Annotated in this window: 10 protein-coding genes; 3 read left to right on the plus strand and 7 right to left on the minus strand. The window is 70.6% G+C overall.

Translation table 11 applies throughout. From position 1 onward, the window contains the following. Nucleotides 1-123: 123 nt before the first annotated feature. Nucleotides 124-2,589, minus strand: coding sequence for a glycosyl hydrolase 115 family protein (locus tag QE385_RS04225; protein ID WP_307099397.1), 2,466 nt, complete (start codon nt 2,587-2,589; stop codon nt 124-126). 119 nt (nt 2,590-2,708) lie between these two features. Here QE385_RS04225 and QE385_RS04230 point away from each other — a divergent pair, with 119 nt between their 5' ends. Continuing rightward, nucleotides 2,709-3,935, plus strand: coding sequence for an SGNH/GDSL hydrolase family protein (locus QE385_RS04230; RefSeq protein ID WP_307099399.1), 1,227 nt, complete (start codon nt 2,709-2,711; stop codon nt 3,933-3,935). Here the strand turns inward: QE385_RS04230 and QE385_RS04235 are convergent, their stop codons facing one another. The 4 genes from QE385_RS04235 to QE385_RS04250 form a co-directional block, all read right to left on the minus strand. Next, complete coding sequence (locus tag QE385_RS04235) at nt 3,936-6,350, minus strand: TonB-dependent receptor (RefSeq protein WP_307099401.1); 2,415 nt, start codon at nt 6,348-6,350, stop codon at nt 3,936-3,938. After that, on the minus strand, nt 6,347-7,309 hold the full coding sequence (locus QE385_RS04240) for a FecR domain-containing protein (protein ID WP_307099403.1): 963 nt from the start codon (nt 7,307-7,309) through the stop codon (nt 6,347-6,349). Before QE385_RS04240 ends, QE385_RS04235 begins: the two co-directional genes overlap by 4 nt. Further along, on the minus strand, nt 7,306-7,806 hold the full coding sequence (locus tag QE385_RS04245; RefSeq protein ID WP_307099405.1) for an RNA polymerase sigma factor: 501 nt from the start codon (nt 7,804-7,806) through the stop codon (nt 7,306-7,308). Before QE385_RS04245 ends, QE385_RS04240 begins: the two co-directional genes overlap by 4 nt. A gap of 140 nt (nt 7,807-7,946) precedes the next feature. Continuing rightward, nucleotides 7,947-11,090, minus strand: coding sequence for an autotransporter domain-containing protein (locus tag QE385_RS04250; RefSeq protein ID WP_307099407.1), 3,144 nt, complete (start codon nt 11,088-11,090; stop codon nt 7,947-7,949). Between the two features lie 277 nt (nt 11,091-11,367). Between QE385_RS04250 and mgtE the strand changes: the two genes are divergently transcribed. Next, the gene (gene mgtE / locus QE385_RS04255; RefSeq protein WP_307099409.1) at nt 11,368-12,726 is read left to right on the plus strand and encodes a magnesium transporter; all 1,359 of its coding nucleotides are present in this window, start codon (nt 11,368-11,370) and stop codon (nt 12,724-12,726) included. 130 nt (nt 12,727-12,856) lie between these two features. Here mgtE and QE385_RS04260 read toward each other — a convergent pair whose 3' ends face one another. Both QE385_RS04260 and QE385_RS04265 read right to left on the minus strand, forming a co-directional pair. Next, nucleotides 12,857-13,726: a glycoside hydrolase family 16 protein gene (locus tag QE385_RS04260; protein WP_307099411.1), complete on the minus strand. Its 870-nt coding sequence runs from the start codon at nt 13,724-13,726 to the stop codon at nt 12,857-12,859. A gap of 78 nt (nt 13,727-13,804) precedes the next feature. Then, the gene (locus QE385_RS04265) at nt 13,805-14,608 is read right to left on the minus strand and encodes an SDR family NAD(P)-dependent oxidoreductase (RefSeq protein ID WP_307099413.1); all 804 of its coding nucleotides are present in this window, start codon (nt 14,606-14,608) and stop codon (nt 13,805-13,807) included. A 136-nt stretch (nt 14,609-14,744) separates the two neighbouring features. On the opposite strand from QE385_RS04265, the gene QE385_RS04270 reads away from it, so the two are divergent. Further along, nucleotides 14,745-17,942, plus strand: a complete 3,198-nt coding sequence (locus QE385_RS04270) for a TRCF domain-containing protein (protein WP_307099415.1) — start codon at nt 14,745-14,747, stop codon at nt 17,940-17,942. The last annotated feature ends 21 nt before the right edge of the window (nt 17,943-17,963 follow it).

Raw genomic sequence — 17,963 nt, forward strand, 5'->3', positions numbered from 1 at the left:
GGCGGCACCGGCCCGCTCCCCCACCCGACCTCCCATCAAGGATACTCTGTGGGAGGTCGGGTGGGGGAGCGGGCCGGTGCCGTAAAACGTGCCTAGGCACGTTTTCAGACAACCTCTCAGCCGTCAGGGCAGGACTTCGATCCCCTCGAACACCACCTCGGGATCGACCAGCCACAGGGTCACGCGATGCCGCCCCGCCGCGACGCCCGGCAGGGTCGTCTTCGCGACCCGCCGGTTCTCGATCACCGAACGGTCCCAGGTGGCGGGCGTCTCTCCGGCCATCAGGTTCAGGATGACGGGCGTGCCGTCATCGACCGACATCGCGATCCGGTGCCGCCCGCCGCCGCGCACGTCCAGCCCCGGCGCCGCGACGATCGCGAGCTTGAGCGGCCCGGCGCGCTCGGTGGCCAGGTCATAGACGAGGTGCGGGCTCGCCCCGCCCGGCCGCTCGATGGTCGGCGCGGTGGTCGGCGTGGCGATCATCGCGGCTCCTTCGGCGGTGAAGTTCGCGACACGCTGCCACCGGATGCCGCCGCCATCGACCGCCCGGCCCTGGTCGGCTGCGATCCGCTGTACGGCACGGGGCGGCGCGGGTGGCAGGGGGAGCGGCGCGGCGACGGTGGCGAGCGCGGGCATCGCGTCGCTGTCGGGCTGTTGCCAGCCGGTATAGCCGATATGAGTCTGCGCCATCATCGCGGGCCATTTGCCGCCCGCCGTCTCCACCTCGTAACGGCGGCGGATCGCGGCGTCGCGCGCGAAGAAGCTCCGCGCGGCGGCCGCCATCTTCTCCGCCGTCGCCGCATCGCCCGCACTGGCCGCGGCGTGGTTGGCGGCGACCGCCTGATACAGCCGATGCAGGTTCGTCATCGCCTCGATCCGGTGCAGCACCAGTTCGTAATAGGCGTCGCGCCGATCGGCGGGGATCCGCGTCTCGAGCTTGCGGGCGGCCGTGTCGAGCGCGTTCCACTCGGCCAGCACCCGCGCCCATTCGCCGTCCCGATAGTCATAGCTGGTGGCGTCGATCAGCTCGGGCTTGCGACGGCTGGCGAGCTGGCCATAGCGGCGGATCAGTTCGCCGATCTGCGGCCCCTGCGCGGCCCCGAACTGCTGCGTCGCCCAGCGCACCGGATAGGCCTGCATCTCCGACAGGTCCATGCGGTCGGGATTCCACGCCATGTCCAGGAAGAAGCTGGTCGGATATTCCATCGGCTTCAGGTCGCCGACATTGACGATCCACAGCCGGTCCGCGCCATATTGGTGCGCCATCGTCATCTGCTGCCACACACGCGGGATCGCGTTGGTGTCCAGCCACTTATAGTTGCGCGGGCCGCCGACATAATCGAAGTGATAATAGACGCCCGATCCGCCAACACGCGTCTCGCCAATCGGAGGCAGGCGGCGGATATTACCCCAATTGTCGTCGGCGAACAGCAAGGTCACGTCGTCGGGAACGCGCATCCCCTTGTCGTAATAATCCTGCACCTCCTTGTAGAGCGCCCAGACCTGCGGCGTCTGCGCGGCCGGGCGTCCGGTCACATCGGCGATGATCCTGCGCTGGTCGGTGACGATCCGTTCGAGCAGCTCGGTCGCGGTCCCCTCGGTCATCGGTTCGTCGCCGTCGCCGCGCATGCCGATCGTCACCGGGTCCTCGGCCCGGCCGCGCCGCTCTATCCCGAAGCGCCAGAATTTGCGGAGTTCGTCGGCATTCTTCGTATAGTCCCACGCGCCGCCGCCCTGCCGCTTCCACTCGATCTGCGCGCGCTGCATCGGTTCATGGTGCGAGGTGCCCAGCAGCACCCCCATCTCCTGCGCCAGCGGCGCGGTCGCGGGATCGTCCTGCCACAGCGACTTGCCCCACATGGCTGGCCACAGGAAATTCGCCTTGGAGCGGAGCAGCAGGTTGAACACCCGCTCATAGGCCCGGTGGTTGATCCCCCCGAAGCTCTTGCGCGCCCAGCCGCCGAATGCGGGTTCCTCGTCGTTGATGAAGATGCCGCGATATTTGACAACCGGATGATCGGCGACGCGTCCCGCCGTCAAATAGAGCGTCGGATGGCGCTGCGCCGGAACGTCGGCCCACCAGGTCCAGGGGCTGACCCCGGCCTTCGCACTGATGTCGTACAGGCCATAGATGGTGCCGCGCCGATCCGCCCCCACGATCACCAGCGCCCGCGCGACACCCGGCATGGGGTTGTCGACCACCTGCTCGACATAGCCCTCCCATTGCCCGGCGAGACCGGAGACATCGATCTTGCCCGCCTTGACCAGCGCGTCCACGACCGCGCTATGCCCCAGCGTCCCGGCAATGACGGTCGCCCCGCCCGCCGCATCCCCCGCCAGCCGGACGTCCCCGCCGCCCACCGCCTTCAGGTCGGCGACCAGATCGGTGGCGGCGCGGCGGACGCCGGGTTCGTCCCCCGGATCGACGACCACCGTCGCCACCCGCCCCGGTGCCAGCAGCGACAGGGCGCCCGCCACGCTCCGCTCGCAGGCGACGACCGGTGCCGCACAGGTCGGACGGGTGGCGGCCGCAGCAGCGGCGCCGGGGATCAGCGCGACGAGCGCGGCGGACAATAACAGGGGGTTCATCGTCTCTCCGGTCTCCCCGTCGTGCAGGACGACCGGGACTATTTTCGTTTGTCTCGCTTACTGTTATCGCTCACAAACCGCAGGCCGCAAGCGTGGATGCGACAAAGAGAGGATCGGGCATGAAGCACTGGACGATGGTGGCCGCGACGGCCGTGATGATCGCGACCGGCGTCCAGGCGCGCGACACCCGCTGGACTCCCGCCTGGGGCTCGTCCCAGGTGCGGGTCGAGGGGGCCAATGCCGACAGGGTGGCCAAGGCCGGTCCCGTCACGATCCGCCAGATCGTCCGCCTGACCGCCAGCGGCAGGGTGCTTCGCCTTCGCCTGTCCAATGTCGCAGGCACCACCCCGCTCCATATCGGCGCGGCGAGCATCGGCCTGGCCACGCCCGGCCGGTCGGACGTCGCCACGCCGCTGGCGGTGACCTTCGACGGCGCGGGCGAGGTCGTGGTGCCGCCGGGGGCCGAACTCTATTCCGACGTGATCGCACTGCCGGTCGCGGCGGGCGGCGATGTCGCGGTCAGCCTCTATTTCCCCGATCCGGTGACGACCCCGACCGGCCATACCGGCGCACGCTCGACCACCTTCCTGATCGCCGGGAACGCCACCGCGCGGCCCGCTTTGCCCGATGCGCAGAAGATCGGCGGCTGGTGGGCGCTGTCCGATGTCGAGATACGCGACGCCACGCAAACCGCGACCATCGTCACCATCGGCGACTCGATCACCGACGGCTATGGCATCAAGGACGACAGCAACACCCGCTGGCCCGACGATCTCGCGCAGCGGCTGGCGGCCTCGCCCGCCACGCGCCGCTTCTCGGTGGTCAATGCCGGGATCGGCGGCAACCGGATGCTGCTCGACGGGATCGGCCCCAATCTGATGGCGCGGTTCGACCGCGACGTGATCGCGCGGCCGGGCGTCAGCCATGCCATCCTGCTGGAAGGGGTCAATGACCTGGGCGTGCTGACCCGCGAGCATCCGGTCGACGCCGCGACCCATCAGGCGATGGTGCGCCGGATCACCGGCGCCTATCGCCAACTGGCCGAACGCGCCCATGCGCATGGCATCCGCCTGATCGTCGGGACGATCACGCCGTTCCAAGGCAACGACTATTATCATCCCGGCCCCGAGACCGAGGCGGACCGGCAGGCGATCAACCGCTTCATCCGCACGTCGGGGCTGTTCGACGGGGTGATCGATTTCGACCGGGCGGTGCGCGATCCGGCCAGGCCCGACCGGCTGCTGCCTGCTTACGACTCAGGCGATCATCTGCATCCCAGCATGGCGGGCTATCGCGCCATGGCCCAGGCGGTGCCGCTGTCGCTGTTCGCGGCCCCGCGCCGCTGATCAGAAGGCGGCGTCCAGCCCGATGCGCAGCGTGCGGGGGCGCAGCGGCGTCACCTGGTCGCGCCCGGTGGCGAAGGGCGTGCCGAGCGCGAAGCGATTGCCGCGCACATCGGCCAGGTTGGTGACGCTGGCGGTGATCCCGATCGCGCCCCGCCCCAGCCGCGCGGTCAGCCCGCTGTCGAGATAATCGCCCTGGCGCTCGCCCAGGATCGGCCCCACGCCCAGCCGGGACGCCCCGACATAGCGCAGCCAGCCATCGACGCGCAGGTCGCGCCCGCCCGCCAGCATGCGGCGATAGACCAAGCCCGCGCGCGTGGTGACCCGCGCGATATTGGGAATCTGGCTCAACCGCGCCAGCACCGCCGCGCGCGCCGCCGCCGGATCGCCGGCAAGATCCTCGGCCAGCGCGAAGACGCGTGTGCTCGACGGCTCGTCGATCCGGCTGTCATTATAGGACAGCGCCCCCTCGACCCGCAGCCCTTCGGCCAGCCGCGCGCCGACCAGCGCCTCGATCGTCCAGAGCTTTCCGTCGCCGATATTGGCGGTGCTGGGCAGGCCGCCGGAATCGATGAAGTCGGCCTGGATGTCGCGCCACGACGTGTGGGCCAGCGTGATCGCCCCGTCGAACCGGTCGCGCCCCGGCCGCCCGGTCCGCAACCCCGCCTCGATCGTCGCCACCCGGTCGTTGCGGAACCTGCGGACCACCGGCCCCTCGATGGTCAGCCCGCCGGGACGAAACCCCTGCTGATAGCGCAGGAAGAGCTGCGCCCGCGGGGTCAGGTCGATCAGCGCGGAGGCGGCGGGCAGCAGGATCGTCTGCGCGCGCCGCGCCGTCACATCCTGCAACCGCGCCAGTGCCTGGACCGACAGGGCCGAAGGCAAGTCCTCGCCCGCCCCGTCGAGCACCGAATGGGTGACGCGCAGCCCGCCCGTGGTCAGCAGGCCGGGGAGCAGCCGGACGCTCGCCTCGCCATAGAGCGTCGCCTCCTCGACGCCGTTGACCACGCCGGTCCGCGCGACCAGCGCGCCGGGCTCGCCGAACAGGCGGGTCAGCCGGGTGCGGTTATGGACATAGCTGAACCCAGCCAGCCAGCCCGACCCATCGGGCGACGACTGCCACAGCCGGGTCTCGTTGGCCTGCATCCGGGTGGCATTGGCCTGGGCGAACAGCTGGACCGGGCCGCCCGGCGGGGTCGCGTCATAGCGTTCCATCAGGTCGTGCGCGGTGATGCCGCTGCTCGAACGGAAGCGGACGCGTCCCAGGCGGCCCGACAGGACCAGCTGGGCCTGGCCGAAATCGGCCGAAAAGCCCTCCGCCACCGGCGCGGCGCGGGTCAGCGGCGGGCCGTCGCGATCGGCATATTGGCTGTCGGCGCCGCGTATCCGCTGGCCGATCCCGATCGCTTCCACGCTCCAGCCCCCGCCCAGGTCGAGCCGCGCGGCGGCGCGTCCGCCTTCGATCCGGGTGCGGTTGACATCGGTCCGGCCGAGCAGCGGCTTGTCGATATAGCCGCCCTCGCTCGCGGTATCGGCGACGATCCGGATCGCCAGCCGGTCGGCGACGACCGGCATGTTGAGCACCGCCTGCGCATCCACCCCCGGCGCGCCCCGCGCGGTGGCCGATCCGCCCAGCATCACCGATCCCCCGGCCCGCGTCGCATCGGGCGCATTGGGAACCAGCCGGATCAACCCGCCCAGCGACCCCGCGCCGTACAAGGTCCCCTGCGGCCCCTCCAGCACCTCGACCGCCGCCAGATCGGCGAGCCGCAGATCGGGGTCGGGTGCGTTGTAGCTGAGCCGCAGATCGCCGAAATACTGCCCCACCGTCGCCTGGGTCGGGCCGGTGAAGCTGGAGTCGGCGATGCCCCGGATGAACAGCTTGTTGCGTCCCGGACCCAGATAGGTCGAGGCGATCACGGTCATCCGGTCCGCCAGCTTGCCCGTGCCGCCCGCGCCGCCCAGCTCCAGATCGGCGCCCGCGACCTGCACCACCTGCCCCGCGAAATGATCGCGGGTCGTGTCGCGCTTGCTGGCGGTGACGACGACATCACCGTCCGGCACTTCCGGCGGCGGCGGCGGCGCGTACCGGTGGCGATGCGGGATCGCGATCCGGGGCCGCGCCCTGGGAAGCAGCCGCCAGCTACCGGGGCCGAGCGCCTCGACCCGCGCATCGCTGCGCTCGGCGATCAGCGCCAGCGCCCGCTCCACCGACATGCGGCCCCGCAAGGCGGGCAGCGCGCGGGACCAGAGGCGCGCATCGGGCACCACGATATTGGCATGCGCCCTTTGCCCCAGCGCCATCACCTGGGTCGCGACGGTCCCGCCGGGCAGGTCGAGGGGCAGGCGCTCGGCCGCCGTCGCGCAAGCCGCGATGGCCGCCGTCAGGACCGCGAACCCCGCCCCCGATAATCTCACCCGCGCGGTTCCAGCATCCACCCGGCCGCCTTGCGACGGACCCGCACGTCGAGCAACCGGCCCAGCAGGTCGGGCTGCTCCCGCACCGCGTCCAGTTCGATGGTGCCGCGAAATCCCCGGTCCGCGATGGCGGGCATGACGGCGACCGGCTGGCGGAGGAAGCGCGAAAGGTCTTCGGCGACCTCGGCCAACGGCACCCCGTCATAGGCCAGCCGCCCCTGCCGCCAGCCGCCGACCTGTTCGATCGCGACCGGCTGGCGGATCAGCCGATCCCCCTCCGCCACCACCGCCTGTCCGGGGATCAGCCGAAGCGCGGCACCCTTCGGATCGACCATGACGGCGCCCTCCGCCACCGCCACCCGCATGGCGCGCGCGCCCAGCCTGACGTCGAAGACGGTGCCGAGATCGGTCAGCCCGATGCCCCGCGCCTCGACCGCAAAGGGATGCGCGGCGTCGTGCCGCACCTCGAACAGGGCCTCGCCCCGGTCGACCACGGCGCGGCGTCGATCCGCCCGGTCCAGCGTGACACGCGATCCCCCGGCCAGCATGATCCGGCTGCCGTCGGGCAAGGCGATATGCCGCATTTCCCCGGCGGCGGTCTCGACGGCATAGGGCTGCGGCCGGTCGAGCCAGAGCGGGACGCCGACCATCCCGACCAGCGCCGCCGCGACCGCGCCGCCGATCCAGCCCAGCGGTCGCCGCCGCCGGGCGGGCATGACGGGTTCGTCGTCGACGACGACCGGCACCGCCATGACATCGGGATGCGCCGCCAGCGCGTCCGCCGCATCCAGCAGCATCGCCGCGGCGCGGTCATAGCGTCCGGCGTGATCCGGATCGGCCTCCAGCCAATCGGTGAAGGCGTCCCAGTCGGCCGATGCCGGATCGGCCATGCGCAGCGCCCAATCGATCGCGACCGTGTCGATCGTCGCATCGGGCGGGGATTGCGGGGGCTGGCTCATCCAATCTGTTCCTTGAGCGCGGCGAGCGCGTGCGCCGCCATGCGAAGATCGCTTTCGACGGTGCTGATACTGATGCCGAGTTCGGCGGCGATCTGCTTTTGCGGCACCCCCTCCACCCGCGCGCGCCGGAACACCAGCGCGGGCCGCTCGCCAAGCGCCGCCAGCGTCGCGGCGATCCGCTCGGCGGTCTGGCGCGCGACCACGGCGCGTTCGGCGGCGGGAGCCTCGGCATCCCCCGCCTGCTGCCCTTCGGCCCAGTCCCGCTCGCGCCGCTCGGCCTGTCGGCTGGCCCGGTAGCGATCGATCATCAGCATGTCCGCCGCGCGGTAGAGATAGGCCAGCGGATTGGCGATCGGCCCGTCCATCCGCCCCGACACCTTCAACCACAGGTCCTGGACCAGATCCTCGGCCGCGTCGCCCGCCCCGCGCGCGCCCAGGAAGCGCACGAGCCTGTCGCGATTGGCGAGGAAGACGGCCTCGATCCCGGTGGGCGGCATGCTGGTGACCGAAGAAAGGGAAAGGGAATGTCGTGGTTTAGCCGAAGAGCCCCGATGTGGAAAGGAGCCCCACCCGAGGACGGGGTGGGGCTCCGAACGCCCGCCTGCGCTACAGGGGGGATGCACGCGGGCGAACTCGCCTAGAAGGCGAATTGGAGGGCCGCCCGCGCCGCCAGTGCCACGTTGCCCAATCTCTGTTCGGCATTGACCTCGCCGCTCAACCGGATCTCGCTGGTCCCGGTGATCGCGCGCACCCGGCCGACCCAGCCGCCGCGACGCGCCTCGGGATCGAGGATGAAGGGCGTGCCGTCGCCGAAGCTGGCGATCGTGCGGCCTAGCGCCCCGGCGACGCGCTCGCGCCGTCCGCCCTCGATCTCCAACCGGCTCCACTGGTCATAGCGGTTGTCGCCACCGAAGTTGATGCCCGCCGCGACGCTGGCGGTGACCGCCAGTTCGTCGCTGCTCCGCTTGCGCACGGTCAGGTCATACCCCGTCCCGCCGCCGCTCTCGCGATAGCCGTCCTCGTTCAGGCGGTAATAGTCGAGGGCCAGGATGGGCCGGACGCTGAACTGGCCCGCCCAATGTTCCCACGACACCGATCCCGACCCCGAATAGAGCATGCCCTTCCAGTCGGCGGTCGCGCGGCGCTGGACCGCTTCCGATCCCACCACGCCGTTGAACTGACGCTGCGACCCGAAGGACAGGAACGCCGCCGAAGCGCGGGCCTGGCTCGCCAGGGCACCCCAGCGCGCGCGCCAGAAACCGGCCAGCTCATATTGGCTGTGGTCGACGCGGTTGACCGCCGAGCCTTCATTGTCGCGACCGCTCATATAGGACAGCGAGGCGCCGAAATTGCCCGCATCGGTCTTGTGCTCGATGCCGCCGCTGATCCCCCAGCCGCGCACGTCATAGCTGCGGGTCGAGCGCGTGCCCTTGGACGCGTCCCAGCCGATCGGGGTCAGCCAATAGCCCCATTTGCCTTCTTCGCTGAACTCGCCCGCCGGTTCGCGCAGCTGCGCGGCGGCGGTGCGCGAGGCCAGCGTCACGCTTTCGAACACGCCGCCGCTGTAATTGGGCAGCATCTGCTCGATCGCGCCCCGGAACGCCGCGCCGTCGTAAATGCCCCGGATCGCGTCGGACAGCTTGGCGTCCTTTGCGATCGCGGTGTCGATCGCGTCGAAGGCGCTGACGCCCGCGCGGTTCAGACCCAGCTCGGTCTTGGCCTTGCGCGTGACGTCGACCGCGATCTCATTGGGTTGCGTGGCGACGATCGCCCCCTTGTAGAGGAACGGCATCGCGCTCGCGGCCAGGGTCAGGTTGTTCGCGCCGGTCAGCGTGCCCGACCGCAACACGACATAGCGCCCCGTCACGTCCGTGCCGCCCGACACACGAAGCGCCAGCTGGCTGTTGGCGCCGATCACCGTCGCGCCGCCGACCTGGATCAGGTTGCCGGTCGGATTGGCCTTGTCCAGCGCCACGCTCAGGATCGACTGATCGCCCAGCGTCAGCGAGCCGATGCTGGATACGCCGTTGGCCGCGAAGGTGCCGCCGCCGCTGGCGACCGTCACCGCGACATGGCCCGCATTGGCCAGCCGCCCGGCAAAGACGCCCTTGCCGGTGATCGACAGCAGATCCTGGCCCTGGCCCGCGAAATCGGCGACGCCGTCGAACCGCGCGCTGCCGCCGACGACCAGCGTGTCGGCACCGGTGCCGAAGGTCGCGGTGCCCGCATAGGTGCCGCCGCTCATCTCCAGCCGGTTGTTGCCCGCGCCGAAGCTCACATCGCCGCTGACCGAGCCGCCCGCAATCTCCAGCCTGTCATTGCCGCTGCCGAAGCGGATCGCCCCGCTGATGCTCGGCGCGGTGGCGCCGGTCGCGGGGGCGAGCTGCCGGACGACGGCGCCGCTTGTGTTCGCCGACAGGTCGATCGCGATGCTGCGCGAGGAATCGCCCCCCGCCGCGGCGATCGAGCCGCCATTTTCGATCAGGGTCAGCCCGCCCGAACGATCGAGGATCGCGGTGGCCGAGGCGCCGGTCGCGCTGGCCTTGATCGCGCCGGTGTTGCGGAGCGTCGGGACCGATGCGCCGCTATCGATCAGGATCGCGGTCGTCATCGCGCTCGCCGCGCCCCCGCCGGTCGCGGTCACGCTGCCGCCGACCTGAAGCTGCGGGGTCGAAGCGCCCGTGCCGAAGCGGATGGCGGTCGCCTCCGCGCCGTTCGCCGTCGCCTGCACGGTGCCGCCGACAGAGACGCCCTGCGCGATCTGCACCGCGCCGCCCAGCCCGCCGATCGACAGCGCGGTCGCGCGCACGCCGCTATAGACGCCCGCCGCCGACACCCGTCCGTTGACGACCAGCCCCGCCGCCGGGGTGGTGCCGCCGGTCGCGCCGATGACGACCGTCCGGTTCGCCGCGCCGATCTGCATCGTCGGTGCCGCGCCGTTGGTGATCAGGTCGGCCGCCTTGCCCGTCACATTGCCCAGCGTGATGCCGCCCGCGACATTGCCGGCGACGACCAGCGCCGATCCGCCCTGGAGCAGGTCGTCGCGGTCCAGCTTCGACACATCGGCGGGCGGGGTGGTGTAGCGATAGCCGGTCGACCCGATCCCGCCCTCGACGGTCAGCGCCCCGCCGACATCGCCGTCGATCCGCGCGCCGACCGCATTCTCGCCGACCGCGACGATGCTGCCGCCCAGCGTCACATTGCCCGAGACCGCCCCGGTCTGCACGCCCACCGACCGATCGCCCAGCACGTTGATCTTGCCCGACTGGACGAGACTGCCAGTCAGCGGACCGCCCAGCGCGATCCCTGCGGAATCGGTGCCCTTGATCGTGATCTCGCCGCTATTGGTGATGGTGCCGGTGAACGCGCCATCGGTGCGAATGCCATAGCGGCGGGCGCCCTGCGCGAAGGGGCCGTCCAGGTCGCCGTCCTTGTCGACATCGACCGCCGTATAGCGTTCGTCGATGATGATCTTGCCGGTGTTGGTGATCTGGCCGTTGACGCCCGCCGCCGCGCCGATGCCGGTCGAATCGTTGGCGTCGGTGATCTGGATCGTCCCGGCATTGGCGACCTTGTTGTTGCTGTCGATGCGGACGGCGGTGCCGCCGGTCGGGACCACGCTGCCCGCCGTCGTGATGCTGACATCGGCAGCCGCGCCGTTGTTGACGGTGGCGGTGCGGACCGGCGTCGTGCGCTTGGTGTCGATCACGGTCTGGGCCGAGGCGGCCGCTCCCGCCGCCAGCGCGAGCGTGGCGGTCGAGGCGAAGAGCAGGCGATGCACGGATGAGGTCCCCTTTATGTCCCTTTTGCCCCTCCAGACGGAGCCACGGCCCCCGATCCTTGCCGCCCGGATTAAAATTTTGTCAGGTTGCCCGGCGGTGTTGACGATTGCCCTGCGGAGGATCACAGGGCCGGGCAGATGCGGGGTCCCCCGCGTCGTTCCAGAAAGCGAGAACATGTCCAGCGACAGTTCCAGTAGCGCCGCACGCCTCGGGCCCGTTCGCTAGTTTTCGTGACTGGCTTTCGTCCGCCCGGGTCGTGCGGACGAAAGGTTTGAAATGGTCAACGATCTGATTGCCGGCGTCGCCGCCGGTTTCCGTTCCTCGCGGCGCGGCCTGTCCATCGCCGATCTCGTCGATACGTTGCAGTCGCTGCCGGTCGCGGAGGCCGCCGACGCCCTGTCGCAAATGCCAGATGCGCGCGCCGTGGCGGTCCTCGACAGCCCCGAACTCCGCTGCGCGTCCGAAATCCTGCCGCTGCTGACCACCGCGCGCGCCGCCGCGCTGGTGTCGCAAATGGCCGAGGACCGCGCCGCCGACGTGCTCTCCGAAATGGACGAGGACGATGCCGCCGCGATCCACGCCGCGCTCCCCGCCCCCATCCGCGCGTCGATCGACACGCTGCTCCGCTGGCCGCCCGACAGCGCGGGCGGCATGATGACGACCGAATATGTCGCCGCCTCCGCCGACGCCACGGTGGGCGAGGTGCTGGCGCATATCCGCACCGTCGAGCGCAGCCGCGAGACCGTCTATTCGGTCTTCCTGCTCGAACCGCAGGGACGGCTGGTCGCGACCGTCTCGCTGCGCCAGCTGATCGCCGCCGACCCCGACTCGCCCGCGATCGAGCTCGCGCGCGGCCATGATCCGATCACCGTCGCGCCGACCACCGACCGCGAAGAGGTGGCGCACATGATCCGCCGCCACGATCTGCTCGCCCTGCCCGTCATCGACGAACAGGGTCGCCCGATCGGCATCGTCACGGTCGACGACGTGCTCGACGCGCTGGTCGCCGCGCATACCGAGGATACGCAGAAGTTCGGCGGCGTCGAGGCGCTCGACAATCCCTATCTGGAAACCGGCTTCCTCGCGATGATCCGCAAGCGCGCCGGGTGGCTGAGCATCCTGTTCTTCTCGGAGATGCTGACCGCCAGCGCGATGCAGCATTTCGAATCCGAGCTGGAACGCGCGGTCGTCCTGACCCTGTTCATCCCGCTCATCATGAGCTCGGGCGGCAATAGCGGCAGCCAGGCGACCTCGCTGATCATCCGGGCGCTGGCACTGGGCCAGGTGCGGCTGCGCGACTGGTGGCGGGTCGCGCTGCGCGAACTGCCCGCCGGACTGACGCTGGGGGCGATCCTGGGCATGCTGGGCATCGCGCGGATCGCGCTATGGCAGACGCTGGGCTTCTACGATTATGGCCCGCACTGGGTGCTGGTGGCGACGACGGTCGGCACCGGGCTGGTCGGCATCGTTACCTTCGGCTCGCTGGCGGGATCGATGCTGCCCTTCCTGCTCCAGCGGCTGGGCTTCGACCCCGCCAGCGCCTCGGCCCCGTTCGTCGCGACACTGGTCGATGTGACCGGGCTGGTAATCTATTTCACGATCGCGTTGGCGATCCTGTCGGGGACGCTGCTCTAAGCGTCTGTTCGGAAACGCGCTGCCAGCGCGTTTCGGGCGGCACCGGCCCGCTCCCCCACCCGGCCTCCCACAGAGTATCCTTGATGGGAGGCCGGGTGGGGGAGCGGGCCGGTGCCGCTAAAATTTGCCTTCAACGCCGCCAGTAGCGGACATAATCGACCTCCATGCGCTGGGGCAGCGCGGCGTCGTCCACGCCCTTCTTGCCGCCCCAGTCGCCCCCGACCGCCAGGTTCAGGATCAGCGAATAGGGGCGGGTGAAGGGCCAGGCCGCCGCGCCGCCCGGCCGGTCGTTCTTCACCCGCATATAGGCGCGGCCATCGACGCCGATGGTGATCGCCTGCGGCGTCCAGTCGAGCTGATAACGGTGAAAGGCGGTGCATGCCCCCGGCACCGGCGTCTCGGCCCCGCGCTGCGTGCCCAGCCGGTGGTTATAGGCCGCCGAGTGGACAGTCGCATGGATCACGTCCGGGTTCCAGCCGACCATTTCCATGATGTCGATCTCGCCCCCGTCGGGCCAGCGCGAGCCGTCCATCGGCAGCAGCCAGATGGCGGGCCACATGCCGCGCCCGCATGGCAGCTTGGCGCGCACCTCATAGAAACCATAGCCAAGCGGTTTTTGCGTCACCAGCTTGGCCGAACTATACTTCTGGCCGCCCCAGTCGGCCTCGCCGCGCAGGGCCTCGGCCTTTGCCTCGATCACCAGCGCGCCGTGTTCGACCCGCGCATTGGCGCGGTCCGGCCCGGCATAATATTGCAGCTCGTTGTTCGGCCAGCCCTTGCGGTTCTGGCTGACGTCCCACCGCCAGCGCGCGTTGTCGATGCGGCGGCTGAACTCGTCCCCAAAGCTGGGCGTGGTGCGGGGGGCGGTCATCGGCCCGGCAAATCCGTAATTGGTCGCGCCCAGCGTGTCGGTCCGGACGGGGGCTTGTGTCTGCTGTGCCGCCCCGCCCGTCGCCAGCGCCGCCACACCGGCCAGCACCAGCCATCCCCGCCCGATCATCGGCCATCCTCCCATCTCGTCCGGCCGCCAGCCTAGCCCCGCCCATCGGCGAAAGCCATGCCGGCGGCCTGCGGGAAATCAGCCTGCAATCGTAAAAACCGACCCGGAATCAACGCGTATGCCCGCGCCGTTGATGAAGCTCGCCCGCTCCGACACCAAGAATGCGACGGCGGCGGCGACCTCTTCGGGGCGGCCGCGCCGCTTCAGCACCATGCCGGGGCGCTCTTCGTCGAGGAAGGTCGCGATCGCCTCGTCGAAGCTGACGCCCTTTTCCTCGGCGCGCTTCTTCATCATCGCATCGGTCATCGGCGTCGCGATAAAGGCCGGGGAGACGGTGTTCACCAGCACATTGTCCGCGCCATAAGCCTTGGACAGCCCCTTCGCCAGGCTGAGGATCCCCGCCTTCGCCGCGCAATAGGGCAGTTCGTCGACATAGGGCTGGACCGCATCCTCGGAGGCGAAGAGGACGATCCGCCCCCATCCCTTGCGACGCATCGCCGGGATCGCCTCGCGGCACATGCGCACCGCACCCATCAGGTCGATGTCGAGCGTCTCCAGCCAGCCCTTGTCGTCGATCTCCAGGAAATCGCCGGTCGCGCCGGTCACCCCCGCCGCGTTGACATAGATGTCGGGCTCGCCCAGCCGCTCGCGCACCTCACGCCAGATCGCGGCGACCTGATCGGGCCTGGTGACGTCGCCGGTCACCGCCACGATCTCGCCCAGCGGTGTCAGTTCGTCCACCGCCTGGTCCATCGTGCCGCCCGGCTTGTCGGTCAGCGCGACGCGGACCCCGGCTTCGAGCAGCAGCCGCGCGGTTTCCTTGCCCATGCCCGAATCCGCGCCGCTGATCAGCGCGATGCGGCCCTTGATGCCCAGATCCATTCACCTTCTCCCTCACATGTCCCGTTCGGTAAGGGGCGAGACGGCATAGGGTTCCGCCGCGAGCGATCCGGTAAATGCCTGATCCGTCACGGAACGACGCCGCACCCCGCCCGTTCGGAACTGGGAATTTCAGGGGATGCCATCGTCCGTGCGCAAGCTGTCCGACACCCAGATCGCCACCATGCCGCCGGTCGGCGATGGCCCCGTGCCCCTGCTCGGCATCGCCGAACTGGCGGCGGGCGTCGCCGGGCATCTGGCGAAGGACGATGTCCTCCTCGCCGTCACCGACGAGACGCGCGCCATCGCGGTCGCGCGGATGCTGGCCGCGATGGCGCCCGACGCGACGGTGCTGTTCTGCCCCGGATCGGATGCGCTGCCCGGTGACGACGCCCCCGCCTCCCCCGCCAATGTCGGCCAGCGCGTATCCGCGCTTCACGGCGTGCGGGTGGCGCTGGCGCAGCCCAGGCGGGGCCGGATCGCGCTGGTCACCTCGGGCGAGGCGCTGGCCCAGCCCCTGCCCTCGCCCGCGACCTTCGATGCCGAACCGCCCTGTGTCGCGACGGGCGAGGCATGCGAGCTGGCCGCGCTGTACGTGACGCTGATCGACCTGGGCTATGTCGCCGACGAGCGGGTGGACGAACCCGGCGAGATCGCGTTGCGCGGGCAGGTCCTCGACATCTTTCCCGCCGATGCCGAACAGCCGCTGCGGATCGAGGTCGGCGACGACCGGATCGTGGCGATCCGCGCCTATGACCCCGCCGACCAGCGCAGCACCGGCGATATCGCCCGGCGCGAACTCGGCCGCGTCGCGGAGCCGGTGCAGGGCGACCGGACCAGCAGCCTGCTGGACCATCTGCCCGACGCGCTCGTCATCGTCGAGCCGGGCGCGGACGAGCGGCGTCGCCGTCTGCTGTTGCTCAGCGCCGATGTCGCGAGGCGCGGCTCGAAGCGCGCCGCGCGGGACATGATCGGCGACGCGGCCTGGAAAGACGCGCTGACCAAGCGCCGCACCGCCACCATCGCGCGCGAGGGCGAGGAGCCGCCCCGCTTCGTCGAGACGCGCGCGCCGCTGCGCGACTTCGCCCGGCTCGCCCGCCCCGCGCTCGACGCCGGGGACCGGATCGTGCTGATCGGCAGCGAGCGCGATCTTCGCTTCCTGGGGCGCCGCGTCGACCATGTCCTGAAGGCCGAGGCGAAGCGGGTCGAAGGCTGGCGACAGGCGACCAGGGCCAGACGGGGTTCGCTGCTGACCCTGGTCGCTCCGGCCGAGCGGGGGTTCCGGCGCAAGGGGATCATCGCCATCGCCGCCGCCGACCTGCTGGGCAGTCGCGCCGATCGCGGCGACGGCGGCACGCCGCATGTCGACCTGTCGCTGATCCAGACCGCCGAGATTCGCGTCGGCGATACCGTCATCCATGAGGATCATGGCATCGCGACGGTCGCGGGCATCGTCCCGCTCGATGGGCAGGATGGGGTGCAGGGCGATGCGATCAAGCTGGTCTATGCCAAGTCCGCGACCCGGCTGGTCCCGGTCGCGGAGGCCGATCGGCTGTGGCGCTATGGCGGCGAGGACGACGTGGTCAGGCCCGACACGCTGGACGGCAAGAGCTGGCAGGAGCGGCGCGGCGACATCGACGCCGCGATCGCGCAGACCGCCCGCCAGCTGACCGACATGGCGGCGGACCGGGCCGAGCGTCATGCCCCGGTGCTCGATCCGCCGGTGGCCGACTATGAGCGTTTCGCCGCCGGTTTCCCGTTCAGCGAAACCCCCGACCAGCTGACCGCGATCGAGGCGGTGCGCGCCGACCTCGCCTCCGGGCGGCCGATGGACCGGCTGGTGGTCGGCGATGTCGGCTATGGCAAGACCGAGGTCGCGCTGCGCGCCGCCGCCATCGCCGCGCTCGCGGGCCGCCAGGTCGCGCTCGCCGCGCCGACCACGGTGCTGGCCCGCCAGCATCTCGACAGCTTTGCCGCGCGGTTCGAGGGGACTGGCGTCACCGTCGCCGGGCTGTCGCGTCTGTCGAGCGCCGCCGAGAAGCGCCGCGTCAAGGCGGGGCTGGCCGATGGCAGCATCCGGGTGGTGATCGGCACCGGCGCGGTGGCGGGCAAGGGCATCGCCTATCGGGACCTTGCGCTGGTGATTGTCGACGAGGAGCAGCGGTTCGGCGCGGGCGACAAGGCGCGGCTACAGGAACTGTCCGCCGGTCATGTACTGACCCTGTCGGCCACCCCCATTCCCCGCACGCTGCAATCGGCGCTGGTCGGCTTGCGGCGGCTGTCGATCATCGCGACGCCACCCGCGCGGCGGCAACCGATCCGTACCGCGGTGTCGCGCTTCTCGCCCGAGACGCTGCGCGCCGCGCTGCTGCGCGAACGGTCGCGCGGCGGACAGAGCTTCGTCGTGGTGCCGCGCATCGCCGACATGGCCCCGCTGGCCGAGCGGCTGGCCACGCTGGTCCCCGAGCTGGAGGTCCTCCAGGCCCATGGCAAATTGCCCGCGGCCGAGATCGATGACGTGATGGTCCGCTTCGGTCGGGGCGATGGCGACGTGCTGCTGGCGACCAACATCATCGAAGCGGGGCTGGACGTTCCCCGCGCCAACACCATGGCGATCGTCCATGCCGATCGCTTCGGCCTGTCCCAGCTCCACCAACTGCGCGGCCGGGTCGGGCGCGGCCATCGGCGGGGCCAGGTGCTGCTGTTCACCGAGGCGGAGGACGCCATCGCCCCGCGCACGTTGAAGCGGCTCCGCACGCTGGAGGCGTTCGACCGGCTGGGCGCGGGGTTCGCGATCAGTGCGCGCGACCTCGACATGCGCGGCGCGGGCGATTTGCTGGGCGATACCCAGGCCGGGCATATGCGGCTGATCGGCGTCGAGCTGTACCAGCAACTGCTGGAGGATGCGCTGCGCACCGCGCGCGGCGAGACGGTCGAGCGCTGGACGCCGGACCTGCGCCTGGGGGTCGAGGGGCGGCTGCCCGAGGACTGGATACCCGATGAGGATCTGCGCATCTCGCTTTATGCCCGGCTGGGTCGGCTGCGCGACGATGCGGCGATCGACGGGTTCGAGGCGGAGCTGGAGGACCGGTTCGGCACGCTGCCCGAGGATGCGCGCATCCTGCTCGCCACCGCCCGGCTGCGCGAGAGGATGCGACGACTGGGCATTGCGCGCATCGATGCCGGTCCGGCCGCGATCGCGCTGACCCCGCATGGCGACGACGCCGATCTGGCGCAGGTGGAGGGGTTGGTCGAGAAGGACGGCCGCTATCTGCTGAAGGAACGCCATGACGACCCGACCGAGCGGCTGGAGCGGCTGGCGACGCTGCTCGGATAAACGCCGCTGCTTATCCCAGGC

Source organism: Sphingomonas sp. SORGH_AS_0950, assembly GCF_030818415.1.
In the GTDB taxonomy this organism is placed as follows: Bacteria; Pseudomonadota; Alphaproteobacteria; order Sphingomonadales; family Sphingomonadaceae; genus Sphingomonas.